Raw genomic sequence first — 18,209 nt, 5'->3', positions numbered from 1 at the left:
AAACTACTAATTTGTTTCTTGTTTCTGAATGCTTGTACTGCCAGCAATGCTAATGCAGTAATACTAGCGCTCGTGTGTTTAGTTCAGTCCAATTTTATCTTATTAAAAAAAGCTACAGCACCCGGCAGACTTACAGACTAAAACCCTTTCTCATTTTGGAAGAATCTCTAAGTTGCCGCTGCATCAATTCAATGATGCCTTCATCTAAATCTTCAGCTAAATCGAAAACAACAATATTACAATCATCGCCTTTAGCATCTTTGTATCTCCGCGTATCGAGATTATCAAAGTATTTGACATTAACGCCTTTACCTAACCCAATAATTAGGATTTTTATAATGCGGTGATCCTCAACTTTCAGCGTGGTTTCTGTTATAAACTGCTCAAAAGCAAGAGGATCGTCAAATTGTCCATCGGTGTAGATGATAAAGAAAGCTCCTTTTTCATTCCCGTCTTTAATGTCTTTAAGGGTAACTTTCTCCCGTCCATTGAGCCACATATCAAAACAGTGCCGGAGAGTAGGCACTACAAAACTATTAGCATCCGGGCGATTTTCCAAGAATATATCTTCCACATTGTCTACATCTGAAATCATATAGAAATTGCCTCTATATTTATTCAGATTAAACGTAGTTGCATAAACTTGTTCGCAAATTTTAACCTGCGCGTCGCTGCCATCATCTCTTTCTAAAATCGTTGCCACATGGCCTGTGATCAACTCTTCCAAAAGCTTCCAACGTGTCTTTTCGCCTCCATCTTTTTTTAGAGTCGATGCACTCTGGTCAATTAACATGAATACATCTCTGTTATAAATTCGACTTAGTGGATCTGCCATCATGCCCTCCTGTAAAGCTTCTTCTTTTTCGTTAACCCAATTTAAAGTAAATACTTGCTCGTAAATCCGATTACTAACTTTCAGAAAATCATCATTATTTCTAGCCACTAATCCTGATATTAGCAAATCCCAATGCTTAGGATCGTTTTGTTCAAACCTAATTTTGTCTTTGTTTAGAATTTTTCTATAAAGACTCAAAGCTGCTAGCTTTTCTAACTTCTGGCTAGAATCAACTCGGATAAACCAATTTTCAATTTCTTCTAGGTGGGATAATCTATAGAGTCTATCTTGCCGCCTCCAATCTTTGATAACATTACTTATTACTAGCTTTTCAATGTACTCTTCTATATCAGTGCTGTCTTGTATTTTACGTCCCACGGCAACTAAGTGACAAAGAGCCTGAGTAAGAAATGGTTGCCCTCCCGTCCAATCTAAGATGTAAGAGAGGACTGTTTGCGGGTCGTCGGTAATGTCTTCGAGTCCTTGCCAAAGCGGGTTACAATTGCTTTCTTGCAGTCCTCCTAGTTCAATGCGCTCTCCCAAATTCAAAGCAACCTTATAATCAGTTACCAGGTCTGTAGGTCTGGCAACGCCAAGTAGAACAAACGCCAGTCTCCGGAGAGCAACTGGGCGATCGCTTTGGGAAAGAGACTTAATAAACCCGATAAAACTGTTCTGCTGTTTGTAACCAATTATGTTTTGAATTTCGTCAATAAAAATAATTAGCTTTTTGTCATCTTTCTTTTTGAGGATATGTTCAATTAGAAAATTTTTAAATCTTAGTTTTGGATCGAGGTCTGGGGTTTCATTCCAAGTAGCATTGAGTAATTTAACCCAATAGTTATCTGCGTCTATATCAGATATTTGGCGGCAGATTTGATTAAGAAGGCTGTAATAAAGGGTTTCGTCAGATTCTGCACTACTACTGAACTCTTGAAAGTCAAGTTGGATACAGATAAATTCCTCATCAGGCAACTGTCCAATTGTCTTTACCATCAAGCTAGTCTTCCCGGTTTGGCGGGGAGCTAGGATAAAACACATTCGGCTGCTTACGCGATTTAGTTGGGTAAATTGACGCAGTTTCTCATCTGCATCTCTCTCCACATAAGTCTGTTCTGTTAGCGGGATACCACCTGCCTCAATCCGATAAAAGCTGTCTATTCCATTAATGCCCATTAGCCACCTAAAGATTGTTGGTAAAGTTTCAAATATGTCCATTATTAAAGTATTTTTGATATAGTTCAATAACCTTTACAGCATCCTCATCAATTTTAAGCAATCCTGCTTTGGTTAGTTGATATTTAGCGAGGTCGTCATTACAGTTATCGCCCTTGAGAATCTTTTGAAAGCAATGGAAAAGATTTTTATTATTTTCCAAAAGTTCTGATGCTCTAGATAAGTAATCCCAAAAAGGGCCATCTGTTTGAGTTGCTTTGTTTTCTAGTTGTGTAAAAGTCATTCCTTGACTAATTTGATAAAGTGCTTGATTGATTAAAGCCGGATGTCCTCCCGTCAGCTTCATCAGGAACTCAACTTCCGGTTTTGTTAAAGGAGTGGATAAGTTGTATTTTGTAGAAAGGTCTACTATTTGCTCTTGGCTAAATTCTTTTAACTCTACTACTGTGCCTACATTTTGAAGAACTGAGCCTCTGATTCCCAGGATAGAGTATGGTTCTGTGGAGTAGGCAATCACAATACTAGGCCAAATAATTGGGGCTTGACTTACGACTTTCATCCTTTTTTCATTCCAAGAGCGCAGAAATTTTAGGAATGGGTCTTGAGTAGGTTTGCCTAAAACTTCATCTATGCCATCTATTAGTAAAGTTTTCGGCTGTTTTATGGGTAAAAAAATATGGTCGTGCAAATAGTTAGCACAGTTTAGTTGTGGGGTTAAATTTGCGTTCCAATGCTCTTTTAAATCGGGCAAATTTTTTAAATCGTTGAGTCCGCGTCTTTGCAGTGCATCGCTAAAGGTTTTGATGAGCGCACTTGTGAACTGATACAAGAGTGTATCTAGGTCGTTGAATACATCTGTATAAAAATATTCGTCTCCTCCTAAATCTACAAAGCCAACTATATGATTTTGTTGCTTTTCTAAAAAGTATTGGATTCGCCGCAGTAGGGAGGATTTTCCCATCTGCTTAGGCGCTCTAATTCTGATAAAGGGCCTAGAGCCTTCTCTACTTGCACCGAGTTTCAAATTTTGGATACAAATTTCATCTGCTTCTCGTTTCAAATATAGTGGGGAATCAAGAGGGACAATTCCTGTCAGGGGAGCAATTTGCTTTGTTTCATCAACTTTTTTGTAATGACTGTATTCTAACCAAGTAATTTTATAGGGATTGTTACCTTTACCTTGACGCTCCATAGAAATGCGCCCGACTTCCTGAAGTCTCAGGAGTTTTCTTCGAGCTGTGGCAGTGGAACAATTAAGGGCATTTTTTTGGCAAAGTTGGGCAAAGTCATTTTGACTTAGATAGGCACTTCCTTTGCCATCTATTAATTCATTTTCCAAAATTTTCCAATATTCTTCTTCTTCAGTGGTTAAGGGTTTTATGGCTTTCGGGGTGGGCATAAGCTTTGAGCAGATATTTCACTTAAACTATTGTAAATGGCTTAAATTAAAATTTTTTATACTAATGCTTCAGGTAATGCTTCAGGTTTTAAAAATTATGCTTTATTAATGCCTCTGATTGCTTCAATGATTGCTTTAATGCGTCGCCAAAATGAAGTAATGAACTAAGGTAATTTTCCCGGATTTTGTTTATGAATAGAGTTATCAACTCCACGATAGTTTCACAGAGGAAACGATGGATTTTTTGTTCTGCACCATGAAAGCGTCTTGTAGGTATGGTTGGGTTCGTAATGCCGAAAGCAACACTCTGCAAGAGGGAACTATTAAACAGTCTAACGAGATTGAAGGGGTGCCGTTGAGAAAGCCAACCTCCACGTTTAAAGGGATTGGAAGGGGTTGGGTTCCGGAAACTGGAAATGGTGCGTAAGTTTTATATTTTGCAGCATTGGGAAGAATGGGAGGCTTCTCTCAGCTTTCATTCCCAGAGCCAGCTTGGGAACGAGGATAAATGGTTGGTCTTTAAAAGCTTAGTTTGCTGTGTTTTGGGCGTGATTTTCGCCTTTTTGGAATGAAAACCTTCCCTAATATGCCACTTCAAGGCGCGTCGGGTCGCCAGCCGCTTCAAGCGCCATCATTCAAACCAATATATGTGGTGGTCGGTGGTAGTCTGCTGGCCGGTGGCTATCTGTTAGCTGCTTTCGGTTTGCCGTTCAGTTTACCGTCTTCTGTGCCAAAACCTAGCACCAAGGAGCGCAGCCTCTTATGTTCTGAGATTGTACAGCCGAAGGTGGTGCTATCGCGGGAGCAGTTGGCGCAATTGATGACTGTGCCTGAACGCAGTCAACGCAGTAAGGTGCAGGAGATTGTCAAGCAGCCTTATTGCAGGTTGCCGGGTTTGAGTATTCGTGTGGGGGCGACGACTGAACGGGAGCTTTATCCGTTGTCGTTTGACCCGCAGACATCGCTACTTGTTCTCTATGAGGGACAAACTTACGTAGGCTATGGATTTAAACGTTTTTAGGGTGGCGATTCAATACTTCTGGGCTAGTAATGTTCAGTCTCAGGAGATCCCCCCAACCCCCCTGAAAAACGGGGGAGAAAAGCGCCCCTTTTTTAGGGGGGATAAAGCTTTAACCCAGAGGTGTTGGGTAGCGATACTGCTAATGCAGTCGCTTCGCTACGCATCAATATTACTTTTGATTGTCGGTTGCACGAAAAAGCCGCCTACGGAAGCGCCTAGGGAAATCAAGCTTTACCAAAACTGGGAACTGCAACCGGGTCAAGTTGTGGGGGGGCATGCGGTGGTTAGCGGTTTGGGTGATTTATCCATTGCTTTGAAGGGGGATGCGGTGTATGCGCCGTTTGATGGTCGGGTGCAACCCCACAACTCAAGTTGCGTGATTTTTTCCAGTGAGGAAATTCCAGTTTATTTGTTGCGCTTGTGTGGGTTGCGATCGCTTAATTTTGGTTTCCTCAGTGCAGGTGACACTATCGGTAGTGGTAAAGAGTTGCAGATTGCGGTGCTAACACGGCAACCGGATGGTCGCTGGGCTTTGGTTGAGCCTTCTAAGAAGATTATCGAGCAAATGTTGTTGCGGTAAGTCAATGTCAGTAACGTTTGATTCCCCGAACTCCCCATAAATTGGGGGCTTTGTTCAAGTTGCATATTGACTCATTTCGCTAATTAATTACACAGGGCTATGAAATTTCATTTTGCTAAATTGATGGGCAGTTTCTTAATGTTGCTGCTGGGAAGTCAAGCTGCTGTAGGTTTAAAGGTGCTATCTGAGGAGATGTCAGAAAGTGTTGCTTTTAACCCAACGCTTGTCACGCTAGATTTTGGGGTTGAGGCTACTGAACCTACAGCTAAGACTGATACGACGAGTGATGATGCAGAGAACTTAAATGCGATCGCTTCCAAAACTGCATCAAAGCTATTTGCTACTAAAAAATCTCCTGGTAGCATCGCTATAGGAGCCGCAGAGGGCAACTTCACTCTGACTGGCGAAACCACATCCTTGTATTTTGGTCACACAGATCCGGGCAACCATGTTGTAAATAGGGGATTTTGCAGCTGGAATCGCGCCAAAAATCTAACTTTGCAAGAGGCAAATCAGCGTTGTCTCAAGGCACTGCAACGTCAAGGAGCATCCACAGAACGAAGACTCAAAGCACTCTCAATTGACGCATCAGCCCACACTGAAGCTTTGGTAAATGGAACTGATTTGTGGAACCAATCTAACTCTGCTGGCCCCAAGTTTGCTTCGGCATACCAGAAAGCTTTGAATAAAGGACTCAAGGGAAGGCGTGCGTATACATACGCACGAGTCGAAGCGTTCCGTAGGAAAAATGGAGTTCTTGATGCTAGTGGACTATTTGGTATCTGCACTAGAGAACCTTACTATCGAAGCCGACTTATCGGGTATCCTCCTTACTCAGAATCATGGCGATGGAATTGCATTGCTCTAGATCAAGAACGGCGAGTCAAAATAGTTAGCAAAGCTTTAAGGCAGAACATTCAGAAGGCTACAATACGATCGCCCCAACCTCCTTCAAAAGGGGAGGCGGTAAAAGGCAAAAGTGAAGAAAGACAGAAAAGTGGTGTAGCGGCGAGTTCTTCCGATAATATCAGTCGCCAAAAGATATCTTCAGTAAACCTGCCTTCTTTACAACAGCCTAGCGATCCAAATTCTGTAGCCTTAAGCTTTGAACCTGCTGTGGAAGCGGTTCCCATTGCATCGACGATGGTATCTAGTGAAGATGCGATCGCTACCGATGAAAACCAGATAGATTTAAACGTCACAGAGCAAAACGCAGCAAATAACTCGCCTGTACTTCTATTTGACCCTTTCGTAGAACAAGTTCCCATCTCGCCCGCCCAACAATCGAACGCCCAAAAAGTTACGGATGGGACGGCTTTTTCCAGCATTGATCAGTGGACACCAAACCTGAAAAAGACACCCAAAAGAGGCGATTATCTTGCAGGTTATGGAGTAACATCTTCTTATGGCAGACGGGTTCACCCGGTCACGGGAAAAGTACATTTTCATGGCGGAGTAGACTTGGGAACTCCCATGAATACACCGGTCTACGCCATTGGTAGACCTGGAACAAAGACAGGTTTGTGGTGTTGGATAGATGCTAATGGTGGGGGGCTGGTGGCAACGATGACCTCTCCATCTTTTCCGTCTTTGAAGTTTGATGCTCTCCATCTATCTTGGTGCAAATCTATTACCAATGGCCCCAAGATTAAGGTAGATGCTGGGTCAATTATCGGCGGTACTGGTAACTCAGGGCGCAGCACTGGCCCGCATCTACATTTCCAGGTGCGCGACTTGAAAACGGGCAGGAAAATCTCTCCCAACAAAGGACAATTATCGTGGGTGTTAACTGGAAAGTCGCCTAAACCATCTAATAAATAACCAGAGTTTATCAAGAACCCTTAGAAGAGGGTCGCCAGGAGGGTTTTGAGCAAGGTCAGCTACAAGCTAAGTTAGAAATTATGCTTCGGCTACTACAAAAAGGATTAAGTATGGAGCAAGTACCAGAGATTTTAGAGCTAGATGTTGAAACGGTGAGACAATCAGCGCAGGAACAACCCTAAGCAGTATATTGCTGTCTAATTTATTAATAAGTAGCGACACAGAGGGCAACTATCTACACTGCTTTTAAAGTTAGCTAAGTGTGGCAAGCTGTGGAATATCAACAAAAAGGCTTTCATCAATAGCCCCTAACATTTTAAGTGTAGATTTCTGCGCTTCTGTTAAACCAGTAACGCCAGTTATGTTCAGTGCCTCGTAGGGTCTAGGAACTTGTAGCGTTTGAATGCACTTACTGTTAGTTGCCCGTTGTCCGTTGTTAATTGTTTTTGACCAGCGATCGCTAACATCCCAAAGTTTAATTGTTTCATCTTGGCTACAGCTGGCGAGGATTTGCCCATCAGGATTATAGGCGAGAAACCGAACCCATTTAGTATGTCCTTGGAGATGGCAGCACTGCAAAGTCGAAACATCCCAGAGTTTCACTACTGCATCAGCACCAGTACTGGCGAAGGTTTTCCCATTAGGATCGAAAGCAACTGACAAAACTGGGCCAGTGTGTGCTGAAATTTGGCGACATTTCCCTGTATTGACGTGCCAAAGTTTGACAATTCCATCAGCACTACCGCTGGCGATGGTTTGCCCATCCGGACTGATGGCACAAGAACGAATCCAACTATTATGTCCCGACAAAGTGCTGATGCAGCGACTTGTGCGGACATCCCAAAGTCTGAGGGTTTGATCTTGACTGCCACTAACGAGGATTTGCCCATCTAAACTTAGGGAAATTGACCAAACGCCGCCATTGTGTCCCTGTAATGTTTGGCGACAGAAACCTTGGGGGATATGCCAGATTTTGATGGTTCCGTCGAGACTACCACTCAAAAGGGTTTGTCCGTCGGGACTAAAGATGACGGAAAATACTGCATCTGTATGTCCTTTGAGAGTTCGCAGATGTTCTCCTGTCCGGGTGTCCCAGAGTTTAATTGTCCGGTCTTCACTACCACTGGCGAGAATTGAACCTTGAGGGTTGAAAGCTAAAGACCAGATCCAGCTGGTGTGTCTTTGTGTAGAGATGTTACTTGTAACGTCTCTACATTTACCAGTTTTAACGTCCCAAAACCGAATCCCCCGATCCTGGCTACCACTGGCAATGATCCCCCCTAACTCCCCTTGGTAAGGAGAGTTAGGATTGAAAGCTACAGACCAAATTCCATTGCTATGTCCCTGCAAAGTCTTGAGACAGAGATTGGTGCGACTATCCCACAATCGCACAGACCGATCTTCGCTGCCACTCGCCAAAAGACCGCCATCGGGACTGAAGGCGACAGATGAAATCCAGCTAGTGTGGCCTTTGAGAACTCGCAAGACTTCACCTGTACGCTGATTCCAGAGTCGTACAGATTGGTCATCGCTACCACTAGCGAGAAATTGTCCATCAGCACTAAAAGCTACGGTTCGGATTTGTTTGGAGTGTCCTACTAAGGATTTTAGAAGGTTTCCGTTGCTGACATTCCAAAGTTTGATAGCGCGATCGCTACTTCCACTCGCTAAGACACAACCATCGGGACTGAAAGCAACTGACCAAACTCTTTGAGTGTGTCCCTGCAAAATTCTCACACACTCACCTGTACTCACATCCCACAATCGCACGGTACAATCGTAACTTCCACTGGCAAGTAAGAGTTTTGAATTGTAGAGACGCGATGTATCGCCTCTTGAGTTTTGACTTGAAGCGGGAGTATTTGAGTATGCTTGTGGAGAAAAGGCAACAGAACGAACTTCATCGGCGTGTCCTGACAAAGTGCTGACGAGTTCACCCTTTTTCACATCCCATACTCGCACTAAGTGGTCTTCGCTGCCACTGGCGAGAAGACGACCATCGGGGCTGAATGCCAAAGAAAACACCCGGTCGGTATATCCTTCTAGTGTATATAGACATTCCCCGGTTTTCACATCCCACAGCTGGACAATTCGATTGGCGCTGCTTGCCAAAAGACGACCGTTGGGACTAAATGCAACGCACCAAATCCAGCCAGAATCTACTTTACAGGTTAGCAATTGTTTGCTGTTCTCTACTTGCCAAACGTGAATTTCATGATTGACATCGCCAGTCGCTAATAACTTGCCATCTGGACTGAAAGCTACAGATAAGATTTGGCTGAAGGTTTCTGTGAAAACTGATTTAGACACATCCGCACCAGCAAAGTTAACTTGATGCAGATTGACGTGACATAGATATGCCTGCCAAACTGTCAGATGAGAAAAATCCCAATCTTTCAAGTCTGAGGAAATTTGGCAAAGTAGGTTTAGGATATTCCCGCTGACATAACCTGTTTCTTTGGGAGATTTGCCGCGTAAGTTAGATAAAAGTTGTCTAAATTTGTCTTCCAAGTTTCCAGTGTTGTTGACATTTAGCAGCTTATCTACAACTGGCTTGAGAATTAGGCGAATTTGAGTTTCCCGAATATAGTCTTTTGCCGTAGCTTTGATTAAAGCATGGCTTTTGAAAAGGCCAAGGGGTAATTGGGGATTGGGGAAGAGGGATTGGGTAGACTTCGGAAAAGCTTCTTTGTCCTCCTTGTCCTCCTTGTCCCCAGTCCCCAGTCCCCAGTCCTCACCCCCAATTTCTTGGCAAATTTGTTCGATTAAGCGATCGCTCATGTACTCCATTACCACTGGTTGCAGGGTAAACTGGGTGCGGTATTTTTCAATAAGCGATCGCCTTTCCAGAGATGTTAGCGCCTCCAGCAAGTTACCCAGCGATACTTGGGGAACAAAATTCGCCCGTAATTCTGATAAAGTAACTGGTTCCCGGTCAATTGCCAGCCAATACATCACCTGTTGCTCTAATTCTGACAGGCGTTCGATCTGACGTGCTAACAAATCCCGAATATCGCCAAAAACTGAGCTTCCCTGGCCCAGAACTTCGAGAAAATCGCCAATACTGCCATCAAAGAAATCCTTGATGACGGGTGCTACCATTTTTAAAGCTAAAGGGTTGCCTGCATAGTGTTCGATTAAGATTTTCCATTGGGACTCTGAACCTGAAAAATTACCCTTGACATTAAATATATTTTGTGCTGCAAAAGTCGATAAACCAGTTAATCGTAGCGATCGCATCTGGCTTATTTCCCCAACTTTTGCAGCGATTCCTCTAGGTTCTTCCCGACTCGTCAACACCAGAACGCTTTGATGGTTGGTTTCCCCAACGCATCGCAACAGCTGACCGTAACCTTCATACCCAGGTTGGTAGCCACTATTGCGATCGCCTGGTTGCATAATCGTCTCGCCGTTATCCAAGACGAGAAGACAACGACTTAAGCGTAAGTAATCCAAAAGACGCAAGATGCGACCATCCAGAGTTTCTGGCAAATCAGGTTCCTGATGATTTGAAAGAAACTGGATCAAATCTGCCAACAAATCTAAAATTGGTGGCGCATTACGGAGACTGCGCCAGATAACATACTCAAACTGGTGCTGAATTTGTTTGGCTAACTTCACCGATAAAGAGGTTTTGCCAATTCCACCCATACCAAACAAACCAATAAAGCGGACGCTTTCGCTTAAAATCCAGCGTTCCAGCGTCACCAGTTCCTGAGTGCGATCGCTCAAAACTGATACATCCGTCGCATCACCCCAGTCAGTTTTGGGGATTGGCAATTGGGAATTGGTTTTCTCTTTCTCTCCCACTCGCGCCTTTCGCTTCAAAACTAACTGCACATTACTTTTAGTCACCTTTTCCCCAAACGCCTTAGAAAGCAATTGCCATAACTGGGAACCCGTCTGCTTGAGATAACCAACCTCATAGCCAAGTTTCCTCGAAATGTCCTGATATGATTGTTCTTCCCAGGCATACCGAAATACCGTTACTTGCAGCTTGCTTAAACGTTCTTCGCTTAAGGCTTTTTCAACAAATAGCAGTGCTTCTTCAGTATTCATAAAATTTAAAAAAGCAAAAAAGTAATTTTTGATTCAGTTTTTATTTCACAAAGGTGAATTTATATCTTGCACCTGTCTTAAATTGAGGCACCTCAATATTTTCCTTATCTGTCCGCAGCCTGCTTGATTATTTAGCACTATCCCTGGAAATGCTTTGTTTTTTTGCTTAGATGCAGATATTAGAGTTTTCTTAACCTGCCCTTTGTTACTTTGATTACATTTTTCGCAGATGGATGTAACCTTTAACGAACTTTTTCCGAACCTTTAAAATTGACGAACACTGCTAAACTCTTTTTTAAAGCAAGACTAAACAAAAATAACCTATTAGTCAGCAGCCATTAGTAAGCGACGCAAGCAACAACGGACAACTGACAACAGACATTCGCGCAGGAGAGAACAGTGAACGCTAAAAAGTCTTTCCACCTACCCCGCCGTCAAGTCATTCGCGGAATATTAGCCACCACAGCATTTGGTATCACAGCGAAATTTGGGACTGGATGCAGTTCTTCTGCACCGGAAACTCAAGCCACCTCAAGTGGAGAAGCCAAGCCAATAGTCATGGGATTTATTTATGTGGGGCCAAAAGATGACTATGGCTACAACCAAGCTCATGCTGAAGGGAGAACAGGCGTTGCTAAATTAAATTGGGTAAAAACCGTTGAAGAAGCCAGCGTTCCGGAAACTACATCAGTAGAAGAAACGATGCGGAACATGATTGAACAGGATGGCGCAACGGTGCTGTTTCCAACATCTTTTGGCTACTACGATCCGCATATTTTGAAACTTGCCAAAGAGTATCCAGAAGTTCAATTTTTCCACTGCGGCGGACGTTATGAAGAAGGGAAACATCCCAAGAACGTTGGCAGCTATTATGGCTACATTGATGAAGCTGAATATGTAGCAGGTATCGTGGCTGCTCATACTTCCAAATCTGGCAAATTAGGCTTTATTGCTGCTAAGCCAATTCCCCAGGTACTCCGCAATATTAACAGCTTTGCATTAGGCGCACGCAGCGTCAATCCGAAGATTACGACCCAGGTACTTTTCACCGGAGATTGGGCGGTTCCCGTTAAAGAAGCGGAAGCTGCTAATAGTATGGCAGACCAGGGTATTGATGTACTCACCTGTCACGTAGATAGCCCGAAAGTCGTCATGGAAACGGCTGAAAAACGCAGTATTTTCTGTACTGGCTACCACGCGAATCAAGCCACGTTAGCACCTAAAGGATATTTGACGGGTGCGGAGTGGGACTGGGCGAAACTTTATTCAGATTATGCCCAAATGATCAAGGCTGGCAAAACTTTGATGAATGGGGGAATTCCGCATTTAGTGCGCGGTGGTTTGAAGGAAGGCTTTTTAAAATTGTCGCCTTACGGTTCTGTCGTCTCTGCGGATGCAAAAAAGGATGCTGATGCGGCTAAAGAGAAGTTTATGGAGGGCAGCATGGTGGTTTACAAGGGTGGAATTAAAGACAATACAGGCAAAGTTGTCATTCCCGCAGGTAAAGATTTAAAACAGCAGGACGGGGAACTAGAAAAGATGAATTGGTTGGCGGAAGGAGTTCTCGGTAGTGTCAGCAGTTAACTGGTTAGGTCAAGATGGTTAATTGTAATAGCATTTCCTATTTGTGAGTGTACGGATGAAATCCCCCTAACCTCTGTTTAAGGGGGAAATAAACAGCTAAAGCGTAGCAGTAAAAAAGTGAATTGGTGTAAGCAGCAATTAGCAATTAGCAATTAGCGAAGGAGTTTATGATTAACCGTCGCAATTGGCGTGGGATAGAAGCAATTTGCATTCCGATCGCCGCCTTATTTTTCTCATTGTTACTGTTTGGAATTTTTTGTGCATTGGCGGGGGCTAATCCCTTCGCCGTCTATGCTTCAATTTACAAAGCAGCTTTTGGCAGTTGGCGTTCTTTTCAGAATTCTCTGCTACGGGCGGCTCCTTTGATGCTAAGTTCCCTTTGTACGGCGCTTCCGGCTCGTTTGGGACTGGTAATTATTGGTAATGAGGGGGCGCTGGTAGTTGGGGGACTGGGGGCTGTAGCTGCTGGTTTAGCCTTGTCTACTGCACCGCCAACAATTGTGCAAATTGCGATGGCGCTGGCTGGGATAATTTGCGGTGGTTTGTGGATTGGGGCGGTGGGAGCTTTACGCCACTACCGAGCTGTGAATGAAACGATTAGTAGTTTGCTGTTGAATTATATAGCGATCGCTCTCCTCAATCATCTAGTCGGCGGCCCGATGCGCGATCCTAGTTCGTTAAATAAGCCTTCCAGCTACCCGATTGCTGACATCAACATGATTGGGAGTATCCCCGGAACGCGAGTTCACTACGGTTTGATTTATGGGTTGATTGCGTGTGCGATCGCATATTTCCTGATTCAGCGTACCACTTTCGGTTTTGCCGCCCGCACCGCCGGAGGTAATATCCGCGCCGCTAGAATTGCTGGACTTCCGGTAGGTAAGCTGACTATGGCAATTTGTTTTTTGGCTGGTTCGTGTGCTGGGTTAGCTGGGATGGTGGAAGTAGCTGCTGTGCATGGTAGAGCTAACGAATCCCTAAATGCAAACTATGGTTACGGTGGGATTTTGGTAGCATTTATTGCTCGACATAACCCGTTAGCTGCAAGTTTAGTGGCAATTTTACTCGGCGGTATTCTTGCCAGTGGGGGCATTTTGCAACGAGCCCATAATTTACCAGATGCAACTGTTTTAGTTTTTCAAGGGTTAGTTTTTTTGGTAGTTCTGTATAGCGAATCGCTTTATGGACGGTTGCCAATGTTCAAAGAAAGGGAACCTGGGAAAGGAACAGATTCTTTACCTCCAATTCCGAATCCGCAAGCACCAATTCCTAGTTAAAGAGATTTTTTAACGCTCTCGTAACGCCAAGGTTTAGTAGGTAGGAGGAATCTAGAAATGACTACAGAAGCATTAGGCTGGTGGGGTGTACCGTTAGCGATCGCAGCAGGAACTTTGCGGGGAAGCGCTCCGTTTCTGTTTGTATCTTTGGGCGAATGTTTGACGGAAAAAAGCGGGAAAATTAATTTGGGACTTGAGGGAACGCTACTTACAGGCGCGATGAGTGCTTATGCTATTTCTTATCTGACTGGTTCGCCTTGGTTAGGGGTTTTAGTAGCAGGATTAGCGGGAATGGTACTCGGTTTTATTCATGCTTGGCTTTCTCAACAGCCAAGGGTAAATGATGTTGCTGTTGGCATTGCGATGATTATTTTTGGTAGTGGTATTGCCTTTTTCTTCGGTAAATCGTTTATTCAACCTTCCGCACCACAATTACCGACTATGGATTTAGGAACTTGGAGCAGTATTTCAGCGATACAATCAGCTTTAAAAATCAGTCCTTTGTTTTTGTTTGGGGTAGCGATCGCGCCTTTGATGCAATGGTTTTTTAAATCAACTCGTTGGGGTTTATTCATCCGCGCAGTTGGCGATAGCCCTGATGCGGCTAAAGCGATGGGAATTTCTATCAACAAAGTGCGAATGATCTGCATTATTGCCGGGAGTTGTTTAGCAGGGATTGGTGGCGCTTACCTATCACTTTACTACCCTGGTAGTTGGAACGAGCGTATTTCTAGCGGTCAAGGTTTAATGGCCGTAGCACTGGTAATCTTTGCCCGTTGGAACCCAGTTCAATGTTTGTATGCTTCTTTATTGTTTGGAGGAGCGCAAGCGATTGGCCCGGCTTTGCAATCAGTTGGGATAAATTCTTACTACTACTTATTCAATGCTTCTCCCTACATTCTGACGCTGCTAATTATGATCATAACCTGTTCGCCAAAACGAACTTTGACGGGTGCGCCAGGAGCATTAGGACAATAAATTCTAAGAGCTAAATGCTAATAGAATAACCCTTGATTATTCTATTAGCATTTAGGAAAACAGGATGCAACAAGCTATACCTTTGGCAGTCAATGGAACATTGATGAGGGGATTAGAGTTAAATGGGAATCTCCTAGCAGTTGGAGCAACATTTGTGAGAGAGTCCATCACAGAACCAACATATAGGCTTTGGTCAATTGATGACAGCTATCCAGCAATGCTGCGAGTGACGACTGGAGGGAACGCGATCGCGCTCGAAATTTGGGAAGTTCCTATCCCTAGCCTGTCCACAATCTTATTACAAGAACCTCCCGGATTGTGCATCGGTAAAATCCACCTTTGGGATGGTGAAATAGTTCTCGGAGTCTTAGCAGAACCTTACCTATGCGAAAACAGACAAGAAATTACTAAATGGGGTGGTTGGCGGGAATACAAAAAAACGTAAAAAGCAAAAACATTAAATTGCTTATCCGGCTTCTGTCAAAACTTGTCTTCTCTCTGCGTCCGGGAGAATCTGTGCGGTTCGTTTTTCTTCTTCCTCTTTTCTAAGCGCTATCGCTAACGCGCATGGCGAGAGCTAATGCAGTTTATTCCTTCTTATATATACTATGGGCAAATTTGTTGAAGCAGACCCCTATCCCTATCCCTACAACGGCGAATTGCGCCCAGAAAACACCGTTCTGCTAATCATCGATATGCAGAGTGATTTCTGTGGACATGGCGGCTATGTAGACAAGATGGGCTACGATTTATCCCTGACTCGCGCACCAATTGAGCCGATAAAACGAGTCTTAAAAACGGTGCGTGCAAAAGGTTTTCACGTAATGCACACCCGCGAGGGACATCGACCCGACTTGTCAGATTTGCCAGAAAATAAACAGTGGCGCAGTCGCCAAATTGGAGCCGGAATTGGCGACCCCGGCCCCTGTGGAAAAATTTTAGTAAGAGGTGAACCAGGTTGGGAAATTATTCCCGAACTCGCGCCAATTCCCGGAGAAGCTGTTATCGATAAACCGGGAAAAGGGTCATTTTATGCCACAGATTTAGACCTACTACTAAAACGCCGAAACATCCAAAATATTGTCTTAGCAGGAATTACCACAGATGTTTGCGTTCATACTACGATGCGCGACGCTAACGACCGAGGTTATGAATGCCTCATGTTATCTGATTGTACAGGTGCCACCGACTACGGCAACCATCTAGCAGCGCTGAAGATGATTAAAATGCAAGGCGGCGTTTTTGGAGCGGTTGCAGATTCATGGGCATTTATCGAGGCAATTGAGGAATAGTTATTAGTTATTAATTAACAAGTCTAAAACCCAACTTTAAGGCGTACCCGCAATGACAGAAGCAACAGATTCTTTAATCCAAAATTTAAAATCTAAACTTCAATATTCTGAGCCGCCACCCGAACTAGAAGTGGTGAGTATGACCAAACAATTTGGTACTTTTACCGCTTTAGATAACGTCTCGCTGCACCTAAAACCGGGAACTTTTCATGCCTTGCTGGGGGAAAATGGGGCGGGGAAAAGTACCCTAGTTAAGTGCATCATGGGTTTCTACACTCCTACTTCTGGCGAGGTGTTAATTGATAAAAAAACTCGCACCATCGACAGCCCCCGCGATGCTCACAAATATGGCATAGGTATGGTCTACCAACACTTTACCTCTGTACCTGCTATGACTGTAGCTGAAAATTTAGTTTTATCTCGCTTCGATAATTCCAACCTAATTAAGTGGAAACAAGAACGCGATCGCTTAAATGCGTTTATGCAAAAAGCTCCTTTTCAGGTTCCTTTAGACATCCCCATTACTCAATTAGCCGCCGGACAGAAACAGAAATTAGAAATACTCAAACAAATTTATCTTCAGAGTCGCATCTTGATTTTAGACGAACCTACTTCTGTGCTGACTCCGCAAGAAGCTGATGAAGTTTTGGGGTTATTGCGGGAGGAAGTGACGGCGAAACGGTTAAGCGTATTGATGATCAGCCACAAATTCCGCGAAGTGATGGCTTTTGCGGATGAAATAACTGTACTGCGTAAAGGTAAACTTGTGGGTTCTGGAGGAGTGAAGGATTTAACTGTCTCAGAGATGTCTGAGATGATGATGGGTGAAAAGCGGGAAACGCAACAGGTTGAAAAGATAGTATTCCCCTCTATAACTCCAGTTCTGGAAATTAAAGATATCCATGCTAATAAAGATAATGGACTGGAGGCAGTTGCAGGGGTAAATCTGACAGTCCACAGTGGGGAAATTGTGGGTATTGCTGGTATTTCTGGTAATGGTCAGCGGGAACTGGTGGAGGTGCTGGCGGGACAGCGGGAGGCTACCGGAGGAAAAGTTTTGGTGAATGGGGAAGTTTATACCGCAACGCGATCGCAAATGTATCGTCATCGAGTTTTCGCGTTACCGGAAGAACCATTACGCAATGCCTGCGTGCCTCACATGAGCGTAGCAGAAAATATGGCTCTGCGGACGTTTGACCGTGCGCCGCAAGCTAAAGGGGGTGTGTTGCTTGTCCTTAACGCTATTCGAGATGCGGCTAAGGGTTTAATTAGTCAATTTTCAGTGAAAACACCCTCGCCAGAAACGCCTGTTGGCAATCTTTCGGGGGGAAACGTGCAGCGCACTGTTTTAGCAAGGGAACTTTCTGCTGAACATATTAAGTTGCTAATTGCTGCTAATCCCTGCTTTGGACTGGATTTTGCGGCTGTGGAGTTCATTCACGGTCAAATTATTGAGGCGAGAAATCGCGGCGTAGCGGTGTTGTTGGTGAGCGAAGATTTGGATGAATTGCTGAAATTAACTGACCGAATTGTGGTAGTCAGTGAAGGAAAATTTGTTTATGAAAGTGAGACAAAAGATGCTGACTTTAGCGAACTAGGTAAGCGGATGGCAGGACATTGAATAGTTATTAATCTTTGGCTAAGGTCTGGATGGCTAATAGCTTTTGAACAATCCCTAATCCCCGATTTCCAATGACCAATGACAACCAATTGCTCCTCAAGGATTTACTCAATATCGCCACGCGACAGGATGATTTGCTTTGGGAACCCTTCCACCCTGGTGTTGATATTTACCGACTTTATGGAGATGGTAAAGGCGCTGCTGCTGCTTTGCTTCGATATCAGCCGGGAGCAAGTGTTCCAAAACACGATCACACGGGGTTTGAACACATCTTCGTCTTATCTGGTTCGCAAACTGACCAAAATGGCGAATATCAGGCGGGAACTCTGGTGATTAATCCACCTAGCAGTAATCACAGTGTTATTAGCGTGTCTGGTTGCATTGTTTTGGCAATTTGGGAGAAGCCTGTCTCTTTAGTAGCTAATGGGTAATGGGATTTTTCTACTATAGCAATTCAAGGGTTGGGTGCGATACATCTGTAGGGACATGGCAATGCCATGTCCCTACCGCAATGCCATGTTCCTACCAAGGTGGTCCGAACGTCAGAATCGCGATATATTCCACCC

14 protein-coding genes are annotated in these 18,209 nt (G+C 44.0%); 11 read left to right on the top strand and 3 right to left on the bottom strand.

What is annotated here, in order from left to right; genetic code table 11:
- Positions 1–130: 130 nt before the first annotated feature.
- Together H6F66_RS16765 and H6F66_RS16760 are read right to left on the bottom strand one after the other, a co-directional pair.
- Positions 131–2,053: an AAA-like domain-containing protein gene (locus tag H6F66_RS16765; protein ID WP_190423349.1), complete on the bottom strand. Its 1,923-nt coding sequence runs from the start codon at positions 2,051–2,053 to the stop codon at positions 131–133.
- Entirely contained in the window at positions 2,040–3,410 is a 1,371-nt protein-coding gene (locus H6F66_RS16760; RefSeq protein WP_190423347.1) for an AAA-like domain-containing protein, read from the bottom strand. Before H6F66_RS16760 ends, H6F66_RS16765 begins: the two co-directional genes overlap by 14 nt.
- A gap of 235 nt (positions 3,411–3,645) precedes the next feature.
- Between H6F66_RS16760 and H6F66_RS16755 the strand changes: the two genes are divergently transcribed.
- From H6F66_RS16755 to H6F66_RS16740, 4 genes are all read left to right on the top strand, one after another.
- Complete coding sequence (locus tag H6F66_RS16755) at positions 3,646–3,837, top strand: hypothetical protein (RefSeq protein ID WP_190423345.1); 192 nt, start codon at positions 3,646–3,648, stop codon at positions 3,835–3,837.
- 141 nt (positions 3,838–3,978) lie between these two features.
- Positions 3,979–4,431 (top strand): hypothetical protein, encoded by a 453-nt coding sequence (locus H6F66_RS16750; RefSeq protein ID WP_199295454.1) that lies wholly within the window; start codon positions 3,979–3,981, stop codon positions 4,429–4,431.
- Between the two features lie 142 nt (positions 4,432–4,573).
- Entirely contained in the window at positions 4,574–5,011 is a 438-nt protein-coding gene (locus H6F66_RS16745; protein ID WP_190423343.1) for a hypothetical protein, read from the top strand.
- A 99-nt stretch (positions 5,012–5,110) separates the two neighbouring features.
- Complete coding sequence (locus H6F66_RS16740) at positions 5,111–6,832, top strand: M23 family metallopeptidase (RefSeq protein WP_190423341.1); 1,722 nt, start codon at positions 5,111–5,113, stop codon at positions 6,830–6,832.
- 252 nt (positions 6,833–7,084) lie between these two features.
- Here the strand turns inward: H6F66_RS16740 and H6F66_RS16730 are convergent, their stop codons facing one another.
- Positions 7,085–10,891, bottom strand: a complete 3,807-nt coding sequence (locus H6F66_RS16730) for an NB-ARC domain-containing protein (RefSeq protein ID WP_190423339.1) — start codon at positions 10,889–10,891, stop codon at positions 7,085–7,087.
- 399 nt (positions 10,892–11,290) lie between these two features.
- Between H6F66_RS16730 and H6F66_RS16725 the strand changes: the two genes are divergently transcribed.
- The 7 genes from H6F66_RS16725 (at position 11,291) to H6F66_RS16695 (ending at position 18,074) form a co-directional block, all read left to right on the top strand.
- Positions 11,291–12,475, top strand: coding sequence for a BMP family ABC transporter substrate-binding protein (locus H6F66_RS16725; protein ID WP_190423337.1), 1,185 nt, complete (start codon positions 11,291–11,293; stop codon positions 12,473–12,475).
- 167 nt (positions 12,476–12,642) lie between these two features.
- Positions 12,643–13,752 carry an ABC transporter permease gene (locus H6F66_RS16720; RefSeq protein ID WP_190423335.1) on the top strand — a complete coding sequence of 370 codons (1,110 nt, stop codon included), beginning with the start codon at positions 12,643–12,645 and terminating at the stop codon, positions 13,750–13,752.
- Positions 13,753–13,809: 57 nt separating this feature from the next.
- The gene (locus H6F66_RS16715) at positions 13,810–14,730 is read left to right on the top strand and encodes an ABC transporter permease (RefSeq protein ID WP_190423333.1); all 921 of its coding nucleotides are present in this window, start codon (positions 13,810–13,812) and stop codon (positions 14,728–14,730) included.
- 64 nt (positions 14,731–14,794) lie between these two features.
- Complete coding sequence (locus H6F66_RS16710) at positions 14,795–15,175, top strand: glutamyl-tRNA amidotransferase (protein WP_190423332.1); 381 nt, start codon at positions 14,795–14,797, stop codon at positions 15,173–15,175.
- 163 nt (positions 15,176–15,338) lie between these two features.
- A complete protein-coding gene (locus H6F66_RS16705; RefSeq protein ID WP_190423329.1) occupies positions 15,339–16,022 on the top strand; it encodes an isochorismatase family cysteine hydrolase in 684 nt (227 codons plus the stop codon).
- Positions 16,023–16,074: 52 nt separating this feature from the next.
- Positions 16,075–17,643: an ABC transporter ATP-binding protein gene (locus H6F66_RS16700; protein WP_190423319.1), complete on the top strand. Its 1,569-nt coding sequence runs from the start codon at positions 16,075–16,077 to the stop codon at positions 17,641–17,643.
- A 71-nt stretch (positions 17,644–17,714) separates the two neighbouring features.
- Positions 17,715–18,074, top strand: coding sequence for a cupin domain-containing protein (locus H6F66_RS16695; protein WP_190423317.1), 360 nt, complete (start codon positions 17,715–17,717; stop codon positions 18,072–18,074).
- The last annotated feature ends 135 nt before the right edge of the window (positions 18,075–18,209 follow it).

The sequence above is a fragment of the Trichocoleus sp. FACHB-6 genome, from assembly GCF_014695815.1.
Classification (GTDB): domain Bacteria; phylum Cyanobacteriota; class Cyanobacteriia; order Cyanobacteriales; family FACHB-T130; genus Funiculus; species Funiculus sociatus.
This window is presented reverse-complemented; position numbering and strand designations above follow the sequence as displayed.